This window comes from Pseudomonas brassicacearum subsp. neoaurantiaca (genome assembly GCF_013608025.1).
Classification (GTDB): Bacteria; Pseudomonadota; Gammaproteobacteria; order Pseudomonadales; family Pseudomonadaceae; genus Aquipseudomonas.
Genome location: NZ_VDLV01000033.1, coordinates 69,508 through 87,689 on the forward strand (window position 1 = coordinate 69,508; position 18,182 = coordinate 87,689).

Here is an 18,182-nt window from a genome sequence, read left to right on the forward strand (position 1 = left end):
CTGGGGCCTGTGGAAAATCAATCCTGGATTACCGGCGCGTTCGAATCCGTGAGCTCCTCACTGCGATGCAACGCCACCTGGCGGATCGACAAACGAATCTCCGCCGGCAGCACGCGCTTGGCCGCACCTTCGGCCAGTTCACCGAGCAGCTCGTGGTAGCTTAGCTTGCCTGCTTCATCGCGGCGCAGTACGTCGAGGTCGAGCATCGTCTGGATGAAGTGGCGGAACAGGCTCTTGTCGAAGAACTCCGGCGCGTTCAGCCCGTGCAGGATCGACAGGCGCTGGGCCATGACGGTGCAGAGGTCTTCCAGCTCTTCGGCGCTGATGCTGTTCTGGCCGCTGTTGAGCAGCAGCGAAACGGTCATGTAGAAGCGCTGCAAGGTCTGGGCGATGCTCTTCGATAGCAGCGTCAGCAGCACGAAATGCCGTGAACTTGGCGCAGGACGCAGAAACAGATTCTTCTCGAAACGCAGCAGGCCCTGCTCGACGAACGCTTCGAGCCATTGGTCGACCACGTCGTCCAGTTCTTCCAGCGACCAGCGAATGAACAATTCTGATTGCAGGTACGGGTACAAGGCCCGGGTATAACGCAGGATCTGCTCGCGGCTCATGCGCGAGCTGCTCTGGAAGAAGCTCGCCAGCAACGCCGGCAGGGCGAAGATGTGTAGCACGTTGTTGCGGTAGTAGGTCATCAGCACCGCATTCTGCTCGTCCAGGTACAAGATCTTGCCCAAGGCATCGCTCTGTTCCGACAGCAAGTCCATGCCTTTGACATGCTCGATCAACGCCCGACCGTCACCCTCAGGCAAGGTGGTATGGGGCGAATACGGCACTTTGCGCAGCAAGGCGAGGTACAAGTCCAGCACGCGGGCCATGGCCTGGTCGTCCAGGGCTAGACGGCTGGTGGACAGCAATGCCAGGGCGACAAGGTTGACTGGGTTGATGGCCGCGGCTTCGTTCAGGTGCCGCGCCACGCGTTCGCCGAGGCGGTTGGTGGTCGCGTTGAGCCAGGCTGGTTTGAATTGCGGTCCCAGTTCCTGTTGGCGCCAATCGGGCTGTTCGCCGTCGAGGAATTCCGCCAGCTTGATCGGCTCGCCGAAGTTCACCGCCACTTGGCCGAAGCGCTGCTTGAGGGCGCCGATCACCTTGAAGATATCGAAGATCGACTCTTTCTTCTTGCTCGCGCCGCGCAGTTCGCCCAGGTAGGTGCGGCCTTCCAGCACGCGTTCATAACCGATGTACACCGGCACGAACACGATCGGCATGCGCGACGAGCGCAGGAAGCTGCGCAAGGTGATGGCGAGCATGCCGGTCTTGGGTTGCAGCATGCGCCCGGTGCGCGAACGGCCGCCTTCGACGAAATACTCCACCGGGAAGCCCTTGGTGAACAGCGTGTGCAGGTATTCGTTGAAAACGGCGGTGTAGAGCGGGTTGCCCTTGAACGTGCGGCGCATGAAGAACGCCCCGCCACGGCGCAACAGGCTGCCAATCACCGGCATGTTGAGGTTGATGCCGGCGGCGATGTGCGGTGGTGTCAGTCCGTTGCGAAACAGCAGGTACGACAGCAGCAGATAGTCGATGTGGCTGCGGTGGCACGGTACGTAAATGACTTCGTGGCCCTGAGCAACGTTCTGCACGCCTTCGATGTGGTTGACCTTGATGCCATCGTAGATCTTGTTCCAGAACCAGCTCAGCACGACTTCCAGGAAGCGGATCGCGGTGTAGGTGTAGTCCGAGGCGATCTCGTTGCCGTAGCGCAGGGCTTGGGCCTTGGCTTTTTCCGGGGAAATCTTTTCCCGCTCGGCTTCTTCGGCAATGGCCTGCTTGACCAGCGGTTGGTTCAATAGCCCCTTGACCAGGTTGCGTCGATGGGAAATGTCGGGACCGATGACCGCCGCTTTCAGGTTGCGGAAGTGTACCCGCAGGATCCGCTGGGCCATGCGCACGGTACGTTCGTGGCCCTTGTCGTGCTCGATCAGTTCGCGCAGGTGGATCGGCGCGGAAAACTGCACGCGGGTCTTGCGCCCGAGAATCATGATGCTCAACAGGCGGCGCAGGCGCCCGGTGACGGCCCAACTGTCGGCGAACAGCAATTTCCATGGGCTGGATTCGCTGTCGGGCGACTGGCCCCAGAACACACTGACCGGAATGATTTGCGCGTCTTCGGCAGCGTTGTGGGTCAGCACGTCGACCAGCCGCGTCAGCGTGGGCGGCGCTCCTCGCTTGTCCTGGCGTCCGAGCCAGTCCGGCGCCGGCGTCAGGTAGAAGAACGCTGCCGGCTCAAGCAGGTTGCCCACCGAGACCGGCAGCACCGGACGCGGCAGGCCGGCCTTGGTGCACTCGGTGTCGAGCACCGCGAGGTCGGTGAGCGAAGGATCTTGCAGGACGTAGAACACGGGACGACTGCGGTCGAGGTTGAGAGTGAACGACGACTGGTTGATCGTCTCGGAGCGAACCCAGAGATACAACAGTCGGCGCAAGGTGCCAAACACAAGACGGCGGAACGGGGAGCGGGTCATACGGCTTCTGCATGAGTGAATGGAGTGGTGCGGGCGCCAGTGTGCCGGATTCGTCGAAAATCGGCAAAAAAGCACCGAAGTAAAGTCAGTTGAGAGTTTTTCCGGGTGTCATATACTCGGCCAGTTACTGCCCCGGGCGTTCCCATGGACGTCTGGACGGTGGCTTAAGTTCGTACGGCTTTGCCTTTGCGGTTGGGCGGGAAAAGTCGACTCAAAAAAATAAAAATGGGAGTGAGCATCATGGCAGCACGGGAAACCGGCAATGTGAAGTGGTTCAACGACGCCAAGGGTTATGGCTTCATCCAGCGTGAAGGCGGCGCGGATGTGTTCGTGCATTACCGCGCGATCCGCGGCGAAGGCCACCGTTCCCTGACCGAAGGCCAGCAGGTCGAGTATGCGGTCGTGGAAGGGCAGAAGGGCTTGCAGGCTGAGGATGTGGTGGGGTTGTAACCCGCATTCACTGCCTACACAAAAACATTGTGGGAGCGAGCTTGCTCGCGATAGCGGTGTGTCAGTCACTTCTAATCTGGCTGATCTACCGCTATCGCGAGCAAGCTCGCTCCCACATTGGCTCCTCGGTGGGCTGGAAGTCAGCGTCACGCCGTCTTCCAGGTAATCTCTTCTTCCCCATCGGTGCTGATGCGAATCCAGCGGTCCGCCGATTCTTCGCCTTCTTCTTCCACCCAGGAGCCAGGCGCGCAGCGCACTTCGACGTTCAGTGCGGCGAAAGCGGCGCGGGCGCAGGCGATGTCGTCTTCCCACGGCGTTTGATCACTTTCCAGATACAGGCTGTTCCATTTTCCTACGGCCTTGGGCAACCAAGTCACCGGAATGCCGCCGGCCTTGCACTTGTAGGTCTGGCCTTTCTGTACCCAGTCGCTGCACGGACCCAGGGCCTGGCCGAGCCAATGGGCGATGGCCTTGTGGTCGACGTCGGCGTCCTTCAGGTAAATCTCGATATCGGGTTGGCGCATGGATGTCCTCGCTGCGGTCTTGAAAAATCCATTCGCGGATTTAACTGGCCCCAGGCATTTGCCCGGGGCCCAAGGTAGTTATTGAAGAATGAAATAATCGTAGCGCATCGACACGGTGACTTCGAACGGCTCGACCTGTTCGATCACGCTGGCGCGGCGTTCGGCGCTGGCGCGCCAGCCATGGGGCGTCATCGCCAGCAGGTTGGCGCGGTCCTGGCCGTGGTCGAGTGTCAGCTTGAATTCGAGGGTTTCGCTGTGATCCAGTACCATGCCCGACGGCACCAGGGCCAAGTGCTTGTCATCGGTGTACTCGCGCACTTCGTCGTAAAGCCGTTCGCGCAGTTCCATCAGATGGCCGCTGGTTGGGCCAACCTTCATCAAGCCGCCGCCGGGGCTGAGCAAGCGCTTGGCCTCCTGCCAATCCAGCGGGCTGAACACGCTGGCCAGGAATTGGCAGCAGCCGTCCGCCAGTGGGACCCGAGCCATGCTGGCGATCAACCAGGTCAGTTGCGGGTTGCGCTTGCAGGCCCGTTTGACGGCTTCGCGAGAGATGTCGAGGGCGTAGCCGTCGGCGTCGGGCAGGGCGTCGGCGATCTGCGCAGTGTAATAGCCTTCACCGCAACCGATGTCGAGCCAACGCCCGGGCGCTCGTTCGGCGGCCAGTTCGGCCAGGCGCCGGGCGACCGGGGCGTAGTGCCCGGCGTTGAGAAAGTCGCGGCGGGCTTCGACCATCGCCTGGTTGTCGCCAGGGTCGCGGCTGTTCTTGTGCTGCACCGGCAGCAGGTTCAAATAACCCTGCCGCGCACGGTCGAACCGATGCCCGGCGGGACACGCCACGCCGTTATCCACCGCATTCAGCGGTTCACTGCAGATTGGGCAGGCGAGCATCAGGCGAGCAACTTGATCAGCGTCTTGTAGTAGATCTCGGTCAGCACATCGAGATCAGCCGCCAGGACGCGTTCGTTGACCTGGTGGATGGTCGCGTTGACCGGCCCCAGCTCCACGACCTGCGTGCCCATGGTGGCGATGAAGCGACCATCTGAAGTGCCGCCGCTGGTGGAGGCTTTGGTCTCGCGGCCCGTCACGTCCTTGATGCTCGACGACACGGCGTCCAGCAAGGCACCCGGTTCGGTGAGAAACGGCAGGCCGGACAAGGCCCAGTCGATGTGCCAGTCCAGTTGATGCTTGTCGAGGATGGCGGCGACGCGCTGTTGCAGGCCTTCGACGGTGGATTCGGTGGAGAAGCGGAAGTTGAACACCGCCTCCAGGTCGCCGGGGATCACGTTGGTCGCGCCGGTGCCGGAATTGAGGTTGGAAATCTGGAAGCTGGTCGGCGGGAAGAAGTCGTTGCCATGGTCCCAATGCTCGGCGGCCAATTCGGCCAAGGCCGGCGCGGCGAGGTGGATCGGGTTCTTCGCCAGGTGTGGATAAGCCACGTGACCTTGCTTGCCGCGCACGGTCAGCTTCGCACCAAGGGAACCACGACGACCATTCTTGACCACATCGCCCACCAGCGTGGTGCTCGACGGCTCGCCGACGATGCACCAGTCCAAGCGCTCCTGGCGGGCCTTGAGGCGTTCGACCACGGCCTTGGTGCCATGGTGGGCCGGGCCTTCTTCATCGCTGGTGATCAGGAAGGTCAGCGAGCCCTTGTGGTCCGGGTAGTCGGCGACAAAGCGTTCGGCCGCGACGACCATCGCCGCCAGGCTGCCTTTCATATCCGCCGCGCCACGCCCGCAGAGCATGCCATGTTCGTCGATGACTGCATCGAACGGGTCGAGCTGCCAAGCCTGCACCGGACCGGTCGGGACCACGTCGGTGTGACCGGCGAAGCACAACACCGGGCCGTCCTGCTTGCCATGGCTGGCCCAGAAGTTATCCACATCCTCGATGCGCATCGGCTCGAGCTTGAAACCGGCGTCGCCCAGGCGCTGCATCATCAGTTTCTGGCAATCGGCATCGGCCGGCGTCACGGACGGGCGGCGGATCAGGTCGCAGGCGAGTTGCAGGGTCGGCGAGAGGTCGGCGTGGGCCGTCATGGAAAACTCCGGAAAGCTGAAAAGGAGATCACAGTCCCTGTGGGAGCGGGCTTGAGTTCGACCATTGGATGGTATTCGGTCGAGGATTACAAAATGGCGGTTATCTTATAGCAAAACGACCCGCATGGGCCCTCGGTGCGGGTCAGTTGGAACACAAATCCTGTGGGAGCGAGCCTGCTCGCGAAAGCGTTGTATCAGCAGAATCGATTTAACTGAGACATCGCCTTCGCGAGCAGGCTCGCTCCCACAGGGGAAATTGGTGGGATTCATTTGGCAACCGGCTCGAATTGCTGCTGCAAAGCCCTATAATGCGCGCCGGTTTTTGGGGTAATGGTCATGAGTACAGAAGATCCACGGTTTGCCGGCATCGCCCGTTTGTATGGCATCGAAGGCCTGGAGCGCCTACGGGCGGCCCATGTGGCGATTGTCGGCGTTGGCGGCGTCGGATCCTGGGCGGCGGAAGCCATCGCCCGTTGCGGCGCGGGCGAGATTTCGCTGTTCGACCTGGACGACGTCTGCGTCAGCAACGCCAACCGCCAGTTGCACGCCCTGGACAGCACCGTCGGCAAGCCCAAGGTCGAGGTCATGGCCGAGCGGCTGCGCGGGATCAACCCCGATTGCATCGTGCACGCGGTGGCCGACTTCGTCACCCGCGACACCATGGCCGAGTACATCACGCCGAACATCGACTGCGTGATCGACTGCATCGACAGCGTCAACGCCAAGGCCGCGCTGATCGCCTGGTGCAAGCGCCGCAAGATCCAGATCATCACCACCGGCGGCGCGGGCGGACAGATCGACCCGACGCTGATTCAGGTCTGCGACTTGAACCGTACGTTCAACGATCCGCTGGCCTCCAAGGTGCGCTCGACCTTGCGTCGCGACTACGGCTTCTCGCGCACCGTGACCCGCCACTACAGCGTGCCTTGCGTGTTCTCCACCGAACAACTGCGCTACCCGAAACCCGATGGCAGCATTTGCCTGCAGAAGAGCTTTGTCGGCGACGGCGTCAAGCTCGACTGCGCCGGCGGGTTTGGCGCGGTGATGATGGTGACTGCGACGTTCGGCATGGTCGCGGCGACCAAGGCTGTGGATAAGATCGTCGCGGGCGTGCGGCGGCCGGCGGATCGGGCCAAGTCTCAGGATTGACTGTCGGGCTGATGGCCTCATCGCGAGCAAGCTCGCTCCCACATTGGATCGAGTTGGATACAGCATCTGCGTACACCCAGATCCCCTGTGGGAGCGAGCTTGCTCGCGATGGGGCTTACCGAGTCAACTCGAACATCCGCTTCAACACCGCATTCAACCCATTGCTGCGCGACGGCGATAGCTGCCGGGACAACCCCAACTGGTTAAACCAATCCGGCAAATCCACCTGCTTCAACGCTTCGGCGGACAAACCGTTGACCCGCGCCAACAGCAACGCCACCAGACCGCGGATCAGCCGCGCATCGCTGCTGGCTGAAAACTGCCAGTGGCCGTCATGCAACTGACCCACCAACCAGACCTGGCTTTCACAGCCGCTGACAAGGTTGGCGTCGCATTTGTCTGCATCGCTCAATGGCGCCAGGCGTTCACCCCACTGCATCAGCAGCCGGGCGCGTTGTTCCCAACCGGAGGCATCCTGGAAAATCTGCAGCGCGGCGACGGCATCGTCAGGCAGGTTCATCGCAACATCTCCAAGGCCTGGTCCAGCGCCTCGAAGAAACGCTCGATATCGGCGGAATCGTTGTACAACGCCAGCGAAACCCGTATCGCCCCGGACAGCTTCAGATGCTTGAACAATGGCATCGCGCAATGATGCCCGGCGCGCACGGCGATGCCTTGCTCGGTCAACAGGTGCGCCAGGTCGGCGTTGTGGATACCTTCAACCACGAAGCTGACCAGCGCCAGTTGCGGATTGCCCACCAGGCGCACGCCGTTGCGCGCCTGCAGGCCGTGAAGCAGATAGTCGTGCAGGGCGGTTTCATGATCGATGACCGCCTGCCCGTCGAGACCGGACAGGTAATCCAGCGTCGCCCCCAGGCCGATCACACTGGCGATAGGCGGCGTGCCGGCCTCGAAACCCAGCGGCGCGGGACGGAAGGTGGCGCTGTGGTAATCGGCCTGCTGCACCATTTCGCCGCCAAATTGCCAGTGACGCAGTTGACTGAGCGCTTCGGTGCGACCGAACAGCGCCCCCAGGCCTTCGGGACCGTAGAGCTTGTGGCTGGAGAACACGTAGAAGTCGCAGCCCAGCGCCTCCACATCATGACGGCCGTGGACCACGCCTTGGGCGCCATCGATGACGGTCAGCGCGCCCTGCGCCTTGGCCATCGCCAACAACGCCGGTAACGGTTGCCAGGTGCCGAGGACGTTGGACAACTGGCTCACCGCCAACAGGCGCGTGCGCGGGCCGATCAGCTCGGCGGCCGCATTCGTATCGATCACCCCATCGGCATCCAGCGGCAGCACCACCAGCGTCAACGCGCGGCGCTCGGCCAGTTGTTGCCATGGCAACAGGTTGGCGTGATGTTCCAGGGCGCTGACGACAATTTCATCGCCCGGGTTGAACAGGTGTTCCAGCCCATAGGCGAGCAGGTTCAACGCCGACGTGGCGCCATGGGTGAAAACGATTTGCCCGCAGTCACCCGCGTTGAGCCATTGCGAAACCTTGAGGCGACTGTCTTCGAATGCCTGGGTGGCCAGGGCCCCGGGCAAATGTTGCGCCCGGTGCACGTTGGCCGCGCCGTTGGCGTAGTAATGCGCCAGCGCGTCGAGCAACGCTTGGGGTTTTTGCGTGGTGGCGGCGTTGTCCAGGTAGGTCTGGCCTTGCCGTTGCAGGGCGGCGATGGCCGGGAAATCGGCACGCCAGGGGGATTGGATCAACATGCTTTCGGGCCCTGCTGGAGTTACGCCGGACCCTGTGGGAGCTGGCTTTTTTTGTGGGAGCCGAGCTTGCTCGCGATGAACGATGACGCGGTCTTGCAGCAAAACCGTGTCGCTGCCATCGCGAGCAAGCTCGGCTCCCACAGAGGCCCGCTCCCACAGGCGAGTGTGAAAACGGTTTAGTTATGCGCGTGCAGTGCTTCGTTCAGCTCGATGGCCGACTTGTGGGTCTTGCATTCCACCGCGCCGGTTTCGGAGTTGCGGCGGAACAACAGGTCGGGCTGGCCGGCCAGGTCGCGGGCCTTGACCACTTTTACCAATTGGTTGTTCTCATCCAGCAGAGCGACCTTGGTGCCGGCGGTCACGTACAGGCCCGACTCCACGGTGTTGCGGTCGCCCAAAGGAATGCCGATGCCGGCGTTCGCGCCGATCAGGCAGCCTTCGCCGACCTTGATCACGATGTTGCCACCGCCCGACAGGGTGCCCATGGTCGAGCAGCCGCCGCCCAGGTCCGAGCCCTTGCCGACGAACACGCCCGCCGAGACACGGCCTTCGATCATGCCCGGGCCTTCGGTGCCAGCGTTGAAGTTGACGAAACCTTCGTGCATGACCGTGGTGCCTTCGCCCACATAGGCGCCCAGGCGCAGACGCGCGGCATCGGCGATGCGCACACCGGCCGGGACCACGTAGTCGGTCATTTTCGGGAACTTATCCACCGAGAACACTTCCAGCAACTCGCCACGCAGGCGGGCTTCGAGCTGGTGCTCGGCCAGTTCGGCCAGGTCGATCGCGCCTTGGCTGGTCCAGGCCACGTTCGGCAGCAGAGGGAAGATGCCGGCCAGGTTCAGGCCATGGGGCTTGACCAGGCGATGGGACAGCAGGTGCAGCTTGAGGTACGCCTCGGGGGTGGAGCTCAGTTGGGCATCTTCGGCCAGCAGGGTCGCAACCAGTGGTTTGTGGCTTTCGGCCAGGCGGGTCAACAACGCGGCTTGGGCGGCGTCGACGTTGCGCAGTGCTTCAGCCAGTTGGGAAGCCTGGGCGGTGGTGAACGTGATGGCCTGGTTGCCTTCGCTGTAGCCCAGGATCGGGGCGATGGCCGCGACGATCTCTGCCGATGGCTTGAGCATTGGCTGTGCATAGAAAACTTCGAGCCAGGCGCCTTCACGGTTTTGGGTGCCGACGCCGAAGGCCAGGCTGAACAGGGTAGTGGACATGAAATTACCTCTACAAAATGGACTGGGCAGGCTTACTTGATTTCTGCCGCATAAATATCTGGCTTGAAGCCAATCAGGGTTCGGTCACCGAGATCGAGCACCGGGCGCTTGATCATCGAGGGTTGGGCGAGCATCAGTTCGATGGCTTTCGTCTGGTCGAGATCGGCTTTGCGTTCGTCGTCGAGTTTGCGAAAGGTCGTACCGGCACGGTTCAACACCACTTGCCAGCCATGCTCGTTGCACCACTGGGTCAGGTGCTCACGGTCGATGCCGGCAGTTTTGTAATCGTGAAAGTCATAGCGCACCGCGTGCTCATCGAGCCAGGTACGGGCTTTTTTCATCGTATCGCAGGCTTTGATGCCGAAAAGGTGCAACGTTTTGCTTGAATCGGTCAAGGAACTGCCCCCTTTGCAGGTGCTGGAAATAAAAGGTGAAGGATTATGCCATGACCGGACGGTTTCGCGGCGGCCCAGGTTAATGCGCTGCAAAACCTGTGGGAGCTTGCTCGCGATGGCGATCGCATATCTGACATTGATGCTGACTGATACACCGCCATCGTGAGCAAGCTCGCTGCCACAAAGGCGGCCTGCGACATAGGTGTAACGGCCAAGCTGATGTTAGGCGGTTAATATGGCACTTCAACGGCAAGCTGTTGCCGGATATATGTCGCCGCAAGTGGAAAGCCGTCATGCAAAGCGCCTATACCGTCCTGATCCTGTTGATGCTGGTGGGCGTGTCGCGCCTGATCGGACGGCTGGTCCCGCTGCCGTTGCCCCTGGTGCAGATCGGCGCCGGCGCCGTGCTGGCCTGGCCCTCGTTGGGGCTGCATGTGGCGCTTGATCCCGAGTTGTTCCTGTTTCTGTTCCTGCCACCGCTGCTGTTCTCCGACGGTTGGCGCATGCCCAAGCGCGAACTCTGGCGCCTGCGTGGGCCGGTCCTGACGCTGGCGGTGGGGCTGGTTCTGTTCACGGTGGTGTTGGCGGGTTATTTCATTCATTGGTTGCTGCCCGATATCCCGTTGCCGGTAGCCTTCGCCTTGGCGGCTGTCCTATCGCCGACCGACGCGGTGGCGGTCTCGGCAATTGCCCGGGATCGCTTGCCCGCACCGTTGATGCACATGCTCCAGGGCGAAGCGTTGATGAACGATGCGTCGGGCCTGGTGACCTTCAAGTTCGCCCTGGCAGCGGCGATCACCGGCGTGTTTTCCCTGGCGGGGGCGAGCCTGGCCTTCATCCTAGTGGCGGTCGGCGGCCTGTTGGTGGGCGTGGCGCTGAGTTGGCTGATGGGCCGCTTGCGGGCGTGGATGATCGCCCGTGGCTGGGACGATCCGGCGACCCACGTGGTGTTCATGTTGTTACTGCCGTTTGCCGCCTATGTGCTGGCTGAACGCTTGGGTGCCTCGGGGATTCTCTCGGCGGTGGCGGCGGGGATGATGCAGAGCTGGCTCGATCTGCTGCCGCGCCAGACGGGCACGCGGCTGCTCAATCGCAGTGTCTGGGCGTTGCTGGAATTCGCCTTCAACGGCCTGATCTTCCTGCTGCTGGGCTTGCAATTGCCGGACATTATCAAGGCGGTGACCAGCCACGAGGCGACGTTGTGGCCAACACTGTTTTATCGCTGCCTGGACGTGGTAGCGATTTTCCTGGTGTTGCTGGTGCTGCGGTTTATCTGGGTGCAAAGCATCTGGCGCGTGTCCGGGCTGGTGCGCCGCTCGCGCGGCAACGGCGAGCTGACCCTGGTGCCGACGGCGCGTTCCTGCTGGTTGTTGACCTTCGGCGGGGTGCGCGGGGCGGTGACGCTGGCGGGCGTGCTGTCGGTGCCGTTGCTGCTTGGGGCGGGGGAGGCGTTTCCCGAGCGAGACTTGCTGATCTTCATCGCTGCGGGGGTGATTCTGTTGTCGCTGATTGCAGCGTGCATCGCCCTGCCGTTGCTGCTGCGAGGTATCGAGAAAAGCCCCGACGACAAACGCCGCAACGAAGTTCGCGAGGCTTGGCGCAAAACCGCTGAAGCGGCGATTCATGCGTTGGAAGTGGAGGAGCCTGCCGAGTTGCCCAGCACACCGGATGCGGCCCAGGCGGCACTGGCGACAGAGGTCAAGGCGCGGTTGATGTCCGAATATCGTCACCAGCTCCAGGTGTTCAACGACTCCGCCGAAGCCCAGGCGCTGGCGTTCGAGATGGATTTGCTGGAGCGTCGGCTGCGGTTAAAGGCTTATCGGGCACAGCGGTTGGAGTTGTATCGCCTCAGTCGTGAGCACCAGATTGGCGATGATGTGTTGCGGGAGGTATTGGGGGAGTTGGATTTGGCGGAGGCGAATTTGGGGTTGGGGAAATAAATATCTGCGTCATCGCCCGAATAGCCTCGGGTCGATCACAGGCTCTATGAAGATACCTGGCTTGCGATGGGTTAAGTCAAATACGAATGGTGGGCGATCCTGTGCAATACCCAGTTGAGAACAATATGAAAGTTCGAAAAGCCTTACTGACCGATGCGGAATCGGTATCCAAACTCCTGAACCAGTTAGGCTACCCAGCCTCGCCGAAACTAATACGAGATAAGCTTGAGGCTTTAAAACTTAGCGCTTGCGATACCGTGCTGCTGGCACAAGACGGTCAGAATATTATCGGTGTCATAAGCTTGCATGTGCTTGAGCTGTTTCATCAGCCGGGTAGGCTCGGACGCATTACCTCCCTTGTCGTTGATGATGACTTCCGAGGACAAGGAGTAGGGACAATGCTGGTTTGCGCTGCTGACGCGTTTTTTGCAGAGCAACTTTGCGTCCGGGCTGAGGTTACCAGTAGTGACCACCGAGTACAGGCTCATGCTTTTTATCAGCAACAAGGTTACGTGGTCGACGAGCGTCGGTTTGTCAAACGGTACAGGATGCCTACATAAGGTTTGGAGCTAGGAATAAGCGGTATGACAGCGCGAATCACCGTTCAGACTTGCAATTCCAAATCCTCTAAACACGGATCTACCAGATTGGATTATGGAGTGGGTAAGTGTCGACTGAATTGGCCTCGACGGGAGGCCATATTCTCGGAGGTAAGTAGCGGAAGAAGTCAAAGCGGTAGGTAGGCCTTTACACCGGCAATTACACCTTGCATATCTTCAGAGCCCAGGCGAGGAACGAAGTACTCTCGACCTTTGGATCGGGTCTTTCTATGCAGCTTGTCCAGACGTTCAAAACTCACCGTATAAATCATGTCGCACTTCACCCAAAGTTCTTTGTAACCATCGGACTGGAGAGGGTTGGTGTGGAGCAGATGATGCCAGTCCTGCTGCGTCTGTGGTGTTGTGGAGGAAATCGGCACCACGGTACAGAGCTTGCGACTGTGTGTGGCAGTAGGGGAGATCACCACCACCTTGCGGATCTTCAGCATTTCAGGCGCAACAAAGCCCCGCGTGAAGTCGCAAAGAAGAACATCACCTTGCTTGGGATGGTAATAAAGAGGCATTCCTTATCCTCATGAAAAAGCAAAGCCGCCCGAAGGCGGCTTCAATCGACACGCAGTTGAGCTTGCTTCGCCCCTTCTGCGCCGCTGGGTCAACCCCGAGAGGGACCCAGACTCCTGCCAGCTCTCGCTGGTGACGGGGTGGATTATGGCTATCGGCAATAGCGAATTCAAGCCAGCTTGAACCCTCGTCACAGGGGTGACTGAGATCTGTTGGTATACAAAGTAAGCGAAATCAAAGGCTTGGCGTTCGCGGTGCGTTTTATGTCTTTTCTTGTCTGAGCAGACAGATCGTGGTCTGTCAGACGCGCCGAAGTTTCCGACAAGTTTTTAAGGTTGTCCGTCGGAAGCGGGGGCTCTAGCCTCTGGGTGTCGCTGCCAATTCAGCGACCGGACGTGAGAATCCGAACGACACCTCTAGGAGCACGGGCTTCTGCGCTATCCAAGCGCGGGGCTTTACATACTTCAGCTCTAGGGAGCAATTTTGATGGATAAGAAAGAGACTCAAAACGCACCAAAGCCGGCATCCACTTTCCCCTACGGTGACTACGCCCCCGAAAAGCTGCAAGAAGCCGCTGATCGGGCGCTGGATCATTACCTCAAACCTGACGATAGCAAGTCAGAACCCAAGCCCTCTGTACAGTTATTCACTGTGGCTGACGGTATCGACACCGAAGTGTTGCTGGCCAACCTCAGCGAAACCCTGGCTTCGGCCAATGCGATGCTCAATGACCTTGCCTTCGATCAGGACGGCTCGCGACGACATGTCGCATTGGGAGTGGCCCAGATGATTGAGTTGGGGATGTTGTTGGCGAACAAGTGCCTGGATCGGGTAGAACTTCGGACTTGATGTAATAAGTGCCGGCCTCATCGCGAGCAAGCTCGCTCCCACAGGAGGTTGGTGTCGATCACGCGTTCTGTGATCAACACCCATCCACTGTGGGAGCGAGCTTGCTCGCGATAAATTGAAAGACAACCACAAAATCCCGACAGAACACTGAACCTGTGGCGAGGGAGCAAGCTCCCTCGCCACGACAGCGGTCCGCTTCAGCGTGGTACAGCCATCAACCCCGACGCTGGATAAACGCGCGAATCCGCTCCGCCGCTTCCACGCATTCAGCCAACGGCGCAACCAGGGCCATGCGCACGCGGCCGGCGCCTGGGTTGACGCCGTCTACGTCGCGGGACAGGTACGAACCTGGCACGACGGTCACGTGTTCCTGTTCGAACAGGTCACGGCAGAACGCTGCATCATCGCCCGCCACGTTCGGCCACAGGTAGAAGCTGCCATCAGGGCGTTGCACGTCCAGCACTGGGCTGAGGATTTCTAGCACGGCGTCGAACTTTTCCCGGTACAGCGCACGGTTGGCTCGTACGTGCACTTCGTCGTTCCACGCGGCAATACTCGCCAGTTGGGTCTGAACCGGCATCGCGCAGCCGTGATAGGTGCGGTACAGCAGGAAGCCCTTGAGGATGTCCGCGTCGCCCGCCACGAAACCGGAGCGCAGGCCCGGCAGGTTGGAGCGCTTGGAGAGGCTGTGGAACACCACGCAGCGTTTGAAGTCCTTGCGGCCCAGTTCGACGCAGGCAGTCAGCAGGCCTGGCGGCGGGGTCTGTTCGTCGAAGTAGAGTTCGCTGTAGCACTCGTCCGAGGCGATGACGAAGTCATATTCATCCGCCAGGGCGATGAGCTTTTTCAGGACATCCACCGGAATCAGCGCGCCGGTCGGGTTGCCCGGAGAGCACAGGAACAGAATCTGGCAGCGTTTCCAGACGTCTGGCGAGACGGCATCGAAATCCGGATTGAAGCCGTTGGCGTCCAGGCAGGGCAGGTAATGCGGCTTGGCGCCGGCCAGGAACGCCGCGCCTTCGTAGATCTGGTAGAACGGGTTCGGGCTGACCACCAAGGCGTCGTCGCCCCGGTTGACCACGGTCTGGGTGAAGGCGAACAGGGCTTCGCGGGTGCCATTGACCGGCAGCACATGGCGCGCCGGGTCGAGCCAGCCGTTCGGCACATTGAAGCGACGCTCGCACCAACCGGTGATGGCTTCACGCAGTTCCGGGATGCCCAGGGTGGTCGGGTACACCGCCATTTTTTCCAGGTTGCTGGCCAGCGCCTCGGCCACGAAGCTCGGCGAACGGTGCTTTGGTTCGCCGATGGACAGCGCGATCGGGCGCTTGTCGGGGTTGGGCGTGACGCTGCCGAGCAGGGCGCGGAGTTTCTCGAACGGGTAGGGCTGGAGCTGGTTCAGAGCGTTGTTCATCGGGGGCCTCGTTCAATGTGGGCACTGCCCCTGTGGGAGCGAGCTTGCTCGCGAATACGGTGTGTCAGTCGAAAAAACCATTGACTGACCCGCCGCTTTCGCGAGCAGGCTCGCTCCCACAGGGGATTTGTTCGTTCAGATGCTGATGCGTGTCAGGTGGGCATCGGGTTCCTGGTTGACGCTCAAATGCTGGACGATCGCTTCCTGCAAGCGGCTGCACAGTTGCGGATCGGACAGCGGGTGGTTGTGGGCGTCGGTAATGAAGAACACGTCTTCCACCCGTTCACCAAGCGTGGCGATCTTGGCGTTCTGCAGCGACAGGTCGAATTCCAGGAAGATATGGCCGACGCGCGCCAACAGCCCCGGGCGGTCCGGCGCGCTGAGTTCCAGTACGGTGACCTGGCGCTGGGCGTCGTTGTGGATCGTCACTTGTGGCGCAAAGGCGAAATGCTTGAGCTGGCGCGGCACCCGGCGCTGGATGATGGTCGGGTAATCCGCCGGGTTGCGCAGGGCCTCGGTGAGACCATCGCGAATCTGCTTGATCCGCGCCGGGTTGTCGCCGATCGAATCGCCGTCGGTGTCGAGCACGATGTAGGTGTCGAGGGTGAACTGGCTCGTGGACGTAATAACCCGGGCGTCATGGATGTTGAGGTTGAGCTGGTCCATCGCCGCCACGGTCACGGCGAAGAAATCGTGCTGGTCCGGGGCGTAGATGAAGATCTGCGTGCCGCCCTCGAATTCGCGCTGGGTGGTTTCCTTGATCAATACCAGCGGTCCGCCGTCGGCCGGCTGCTGCAGGATCGCGTCGCTGTGCCAGGCCACGTCGCCGGCGGTGTGGCGCAGGAAATAGTCATCGCCCAGTTGCGACCAGAGTTGCTCGACATCGTCCGGATCGGTGCCGCCGCGCACCAGGATGTCCAGTGCCGCGCTTTGGGTGCGACGGATCTGTTCTTCGCGGTCCACCGGGTTTTCCAGGCCGCGACGCAGGGCCCGCTTGGTCTCGGTGTACAACTGGCGCAACAGGCTGGCGCGCCATGAGTTCCACAGGGTTGGATTGGTGGCGTTGATATCGGCCACGGTCAGCACGTAGAGGTAATCCAGGCGAGTTTCATCGCCGACAGTCTGGGCGAAATCGTGGATTACCTGCGGGTCGGACAAGTCCTTGCGCTGGGCGGTCGTCGACATCATCAGATGGTTTTGCACCAGCCAGACGATCAGCCGGCTGTCCCATACCGGCAGTTGGTGCCGCTGGCAGAACGCCTCGGCGTCCACCGCGCCAATCTCGGAATGGTCGCCCTGGCGGCCTTTGCCGATGTCGTGGTACAGCCCCGCCATGTAGATCAGCTCGGGCTTGGGCAGCTTGGCCATGAGCTTGCTGGCCAGCGGGAATTTCTCCGAGACCTGAGTGTATTGCAGCTTACGCAGGTGCTTGATCAGGTTCAGCGTGTGGGCATCGACCGTATAGATGTGGAACAGGTCGTGCTGCATCTGCCCGACGATATGGCCGAACTCCGGCAGGTAGCGACCGAGAATCCCGTAGCGGTTCATGCGCCGCAGGTTGCGGTGCACGCCGATCTTGCACTTGAACAGCTCGATGAACAGGCTGGTGTTGCGAATGTCGTTGCGGAAGTCGTCATCGATCAGGTGACGGTTTTCCCGCAGCAGGCGAATGGTGTCGGCGCGCACGCCTTTGATTTCCGGCTGTTGGGCCATGAGCACGAAAATTTCGAGCATGGCGAACGGTGTGCGGCGGAACACGTTGGCGTTGCGCGCCTCGATGTAGCCGTCATGCAGCTGGAATCGCGAATTGATCGGCTGCGGCGGCGCTTCATCCTCGGAGGCGAGGATGACCTCTTCGAAGTGCTGGATGATCAGTTCGCTGAGCTGGGCAATGCTCATCACCACGCGGTAATACTGCTGCATGAAGTTTTCGATAGACTGCTTGGCGTCCTGGCCTTCGAAACCCAGCAGGCCGGCGATGGAGCGCTGGTGGTCGAACAGCAGTCGATCCTCGGCGCGCCCGGCGAGCATGTGCAGGGCGTAGCGGACCTTCCACAGGAATTCCTGGGACGAGGCGAGCAGGGCGTTCTCGCTCTCCACCAGGAAACCCTCTCCGGCCAGGGCCCGCAGATTGAGCGTGCCGTATTGCCGACGGGCAACCCACAGGATCGTCTGGATATCCCGCAACCCGCCGGGCGAGCCTTTGACGTTGGGTTCCAGGTTGTATTCGGTGTCGTTGTACTTGTGGTGGCGGGCCTTCTGTTCGGCGCGCTTGGCCAGGAAGAAGTCCTTGCTCGGCCACATGTGCGCCGTGCTGGTGACGTCGAGCATGCGCTGGCGCAGTCGCTCGGGGCCGGCAACGGTGCGGCTTTCCATCAGGTTGGTGATCACTGTCAGGTCGGCGCGGGCCTCGTCGGCACATTCCTGCACCGAACGCACGCTTTGGCCGACTTCCAGGCCGATGTCCCACAACAGCGTCAGGAAGCGCTCGATGGAATCGCGGAAAATCTCATGATCGGCGCTGTCCAGCAGGATCAGCAGGTCGATGTCGGAATAAGGATGCAGTTCACCGCGCCCGTAGCCGCCCACCGCCACCAGGGCGATGTCGGCGTCCTCGCTCCAGTTGAACTGCTCCCAGGCCTTTTGCAGGATGTTGTCGACGAACCAGGCGCGGTCCTCGATCAGCCGACGGATATCCCGGCCGCTGCGAAAGCGCTGGTCGAGCACTTCGTGGGCCTGGCGGATCGCTTTCTTGAACGCCGAGATGGGGCTTGCCTTCAGGGCCAGTTCAGCCTGGAACTGGCCGCGGTCGAAGAGTTCGGGATCCACCTGCGGCATCGAATGGCTTT

Annotated in this window: 16 protein-coding genes; 5 read left to right on the forward strand and 11 right to left on the reverse strand. The window is 61.2% G+C overall.

Annotation, left to right across the window (positions count from 1 at the left end; genetic code table 11):
* Positions 1-17: 17 nt before the first annotated feature.
* The gene (gene plsB / locus FHK92_RS17515; RefSeq protein WP_181289159.1) at positions 18-2,519 is read right to left on the reverse strand and encodes a glycerol-3-phosphate 1-O-acyltransferase PlsB; all 2,502 of its coding nucleotides are present in this window, start codon (positions 2,517-2,519) and stop codon (positions 18-20) included.
* Positions 2,520-2,759: 240 nt separating this feature from the next.
* On the opposite strand from plsB, the gene FHK92_RS17520 reads away from it, so the two are divergent.
* Positions 2,760-2,969, forward strand: a complete 210-nt coding sequence (locus tag FHK92_RS17520; protein ID WP_003184959.1) for a cold-shock protein — start codon at positions 2,760-2,762, stop codon at positions 2,967-2,969.
* A gap of 146 nt (positions 2,970-3,115) precedes the next feature.
* Here FHK92_RS17520 and FHK92_RS17525 read toward each other — a convergent pair whose 3' ends face one another.
* From FHK92_RS17525 to dapE, 3 genes are all read right to left on the reverse strand, one after another.
* Complete coding sequence (locus FHK92_RS17525; RefSeq protein ID WP_181289160.1) at positions 3,116-3,493, reverse strand: hypothetical protein; 378 nt, start codon at positions 3,491-3,493, stop codon at positions 3,116-3,118.
* Between the two features lie 78 nt (positions 3,494-3,571).
* Positions 3,572-4,381 carry a putative RNA methyltransferase gene (locus FHK92_RS17530; protein ID WP_181289161.1) on the reverse strand — a complete coding sequence of 270 codons (810 nt, stop codon included), beginning with the start codon at positions 4,379-4,381 and terminating at the stop codon, positions 3,572-3,574.
* Complete coding sequence (dapE, locus tag FHK92_RS17535) at positions 4,381-5,532, reverse strand: succinyl-diaminopimelate desuccinylase (protein ID WP_181289162.1); 1,152 nt, start codon at positions 5,530-5,532, stop codon at positions 4,381-4,383. The genes FHK92_RS17530 and dapE overlap by 1 nt, the downstream gene beginning before the upstream one ends.
* 330 nt (positions 5,533-5,862) lie before the next feature.
* Here dapE and tcdA point away from each other — a divergent pair, with 330 nt between their 5' ends.
* A complete protein-coding gene (gene tcdA, locus FHK92_RS17540; protein ID WP_181289163.1) occupies positions 5,863-6,681 on the forward strand; it encodes a tRNA cyclic N6-threonylcarbamoyladenosine(37) synthase TcdA in 819 nt (272 codons plus the stop codon).
* Between the two features lie 115 nt (positions 6,682-6,796).
* Here tcdA and FHK92_RS17545 read toward each other — a convergent pair whose 3' ends face one another.
* From FHK92_RS17545 to FHK92_RS17560, 4 genes are all read right to left on the reverse strand, one after another.
* On the reverse strand, positions 6,797-7,201 hold the full coding sequence (locus FHK92_RS17545) for a SufE family protein (protein WP_181289164.1): 405 nt from the start codon (positions 7,199-7,201) through the stop codon (positions 6,797-6,799).
* Entirely contained in the window at positions 7,198-8,403 is a 1,206-nt protein-coding gene (locus tag FHK92_RS17550; protein WP_181289165.1) for an aminotransferase class V-fold PLP-dependent enzyme, read from the reverse strand. Before FHK92_RS17550 ends, FHK92_RS17545 begins: the two co-directional genes overlap by 4 nt.
* A 176-nt stretch (positions 8,404-8,579) precedes the next feature.
* Entirely contained in the window at positions 8,580-9,614 is a 1,035-nt protein-coding gene (gene dapD / locus FHK92_RS17555; protein WP_181289166.1) for a 2,3,4,5-tetrahydropyridine-2,6-dicarboxylate N-succinyltransferase, read from the reverse strand.
* Positions 9,615-9,646: 32 nt separating this feature from the next.
* Positions 9,647-10,009: an ArsC family reductase gene (locus FHK92_RS17560; protein WP_123342552.1), complete on the reverse strand. Its 363-nt coding sequence runs from the start codon at positions 10,007-10,009 to the stop codon at positions 9,647-9,649.
* Between the two features lie 293 nt (positions 10,010-10,302).
* Here FHK92_RS17560 and FHK92_RS17565 point away from each other — a divergent pair, with 293 nt between their 5' ends.
* Both FHK92_RS17565 and FHK92_RS17570 read left to right on the forward strand, forming a co-directional pair.
* On the forward strand, positions 10,303-11,949 hold the full coding sequence (locus FHK92_RS17565; RefSeq protein WP_181289167.1) for a Na+/H+ antiporter: 1,647 nt from the start codon (positions 10,303-10,305) through the stop codon (positions 11,947-11,949).
* Between the two features lie 125 nt (positions 11,950-12,074).
* Positions 12,075-12,509: a GNAT family N-acetyltransferase gene (locus FHK92_RS17570; protein ID WP_258232679.1), complete on the forward strand. Its 435-nt coding sequence runs from the start codon at positions 12,075-12,077 to the stop codon at positions 12,507-12,509.
* A 167-nt stretch (positions 12,510-12,676) separates the two neighbouring features.
* Here FHK92_RS17570 and FHK92_RS17575 read toward each other — a convergent pair whose 3' ends face one another.
* The gene (locus tag FHK92_RS17575; protein ID WP_181289169.1) at positions 12,677-13,072 is read right to left on the reverse strand and encodes a type II toxin-antitoxin system PemK/MazF family toxin; all 396 of its coding nucleotides are present in this window, start codon (positions 13,070-13,072) and stop codon (positions 12,677-12,679) included.
* A gap of 484 nt (positions 13,073-13,556) precedes the next feature.
* On the opposite strand from FHK92_RS17575, the gene FHK92_RS17580 reads away from it, so the two are divergent.
* Positions 13,557-13,919 carry a DUF6124 family protein gene (locus FHK92_RS17580; protein ID WP_181289170.1) on the forward strand — a complete coding sequence of 121 codons (363 nt, stop codon included), beginning with the start codon at positions 13,557-13,559 and terminating at the stop codon, positions 13,917-13,919.
* A gap of 214 nt (positions 13,920-14,133) precedes the next feature.
* On the opposite strand, the gene dapC is transcribed toward FHK92_RS17580, so the two are convergent.
* Both dapC and FHK92_RS17590 read right to left on the reverse strand, forming a co-directional pair.
* Positions 14,134-15,333: a succinyldiaminopimelate transaminase gene (gene dapC / locus FHK92_RS17585; protein WP_181289171.1), complete on the reverse strand. Its 1,200-nt coding sequence runs from the start codon at positions 15,331-15,333 to the stop codon at positions 14,134-14,136.
* Between the two features lie 135 nt (positions 15,334-15,468).
* Positions 15,469-18,171 (reverse strand): [protein-PII] uridylyltransferase, encoded by a 2,703-nt coding sequence (locus tag FHK92_RS17590; RefSeq protein WP_181289172.1) that lies wholly within the window; start codon positions 18,169-18,171, stop codon positions 15,469-15,471.
* Positions 18,172-18,182: the final 11 nt, after the last annotated feature.

Excerpts from the sequence above, each read along its gene's own strand:
- tcdA (WP_181289163.1), top strand. The coding sequence starts at position 5,863 with ATGGTCATGAGTACAGAAGATCCACGGTTTGCCGGCATCGCCCGTTTG.
- FHK92_RS17565 (WP_181289167.1), top strand. The coding sequence starts at position 10,303 with ATGCAAAGCGCCTATACCGTCCTGATCCTGTTGATGCTGGTGGGCGTG.
- dapC (WP_181289171.1), bottom strand. The coding sequence starts at position 15,333 with ATGAACAACGCTCTGAACCAGCTCCAGCCCTACCCGTTCGAGAAACTC.
- FHK92_RS17580 (WP_181289170.1), top strand. The coding sequence starts at position 13,557 with ATGGATAAGAAAGAGACTCAAAACGCACCAAAGCCGGCATCCACTTTC.
- dapE (WP_181289162.1), bottom strand. The coding sequence starts at position 5,532 with ATGACGGCCCACGCCGACCTCTCGCCGACCCTGCAACTCGCCTGCGAC.
- FHK92_RS17550 (WP_181289165.1), bottom strand. The coding sequence starts at position 8,403 with ATGTTGATCCAATCCCCCTGGCGTGCCGATTTCCCGGCCATCGCCGCC.
- FHK92_RS17575 (WP_181289169.1), bottom strand. The coding sequence starts at position 13,072 with ATGCCTCTTTATTACCATCCCAAGCAAGGTGATGTTCTTCTTTGCGAC.
- FHK92_RS17570 (WP_258232679.1), top strand. The coding sequence starts at position 12,075 with ATGAAAGTTCGAAAAGCCTTACTGACCGATGCGGAATCGGTATCCAAA.
- dapD (WP_181289166.1), bottom strand. The coding sequence starts at position 9,614 with ATGTCCACTACCCTGTTCAGCCTGGCCTTCGGCGTCGGCACCCAAAAC.
- plsB (WP_181289159.1), bottom strand. The coding sequence starts at position 2,519 with ATGACCCGCTCCCCGTTCCGCCGTCTTGTGTTTGGCACCTTGCGCCGA.
- FHK92_RS17545 (WP_181289164.1), bottom strand. The coding sequence starts at position 7,201 with ATGAACCTGCCTGACGATGCCGTCGCCGCGCTGCAGATTTTCCAGGAT.
- FHK92_RS17525 (WP_181289160.1), bottom strand. The coding sequence starts at position 3,493 with ATGCGCCAACCCGATATCGAGATTTACCTGAAGGACGCCGACGTCGAC.
- FHK92_RS17590 (WP_181289172.1), bottom strand. The coding sequence starts at position 18,171 with ATGCCGCAGGTGGATCCCGAACTCTTCGACCGCGGCCAGTTCCAGGCT.
- FHK92_RS17520 (WP_003184959.1), top strand. The coding sequence starts at position 2,760 with ATGGCAGCACGGGAAACCGGCAATGTGAAGTGGTTCAACGACGCCAAG.
- FHK92_RS17530 (WP_181289161.1), bottom strand. The coding sequence starts at position 4,381 with ATGCTCGCCTGCCCAATCTGCAGTGAACCGCTGAATGCGGTGGATAAC.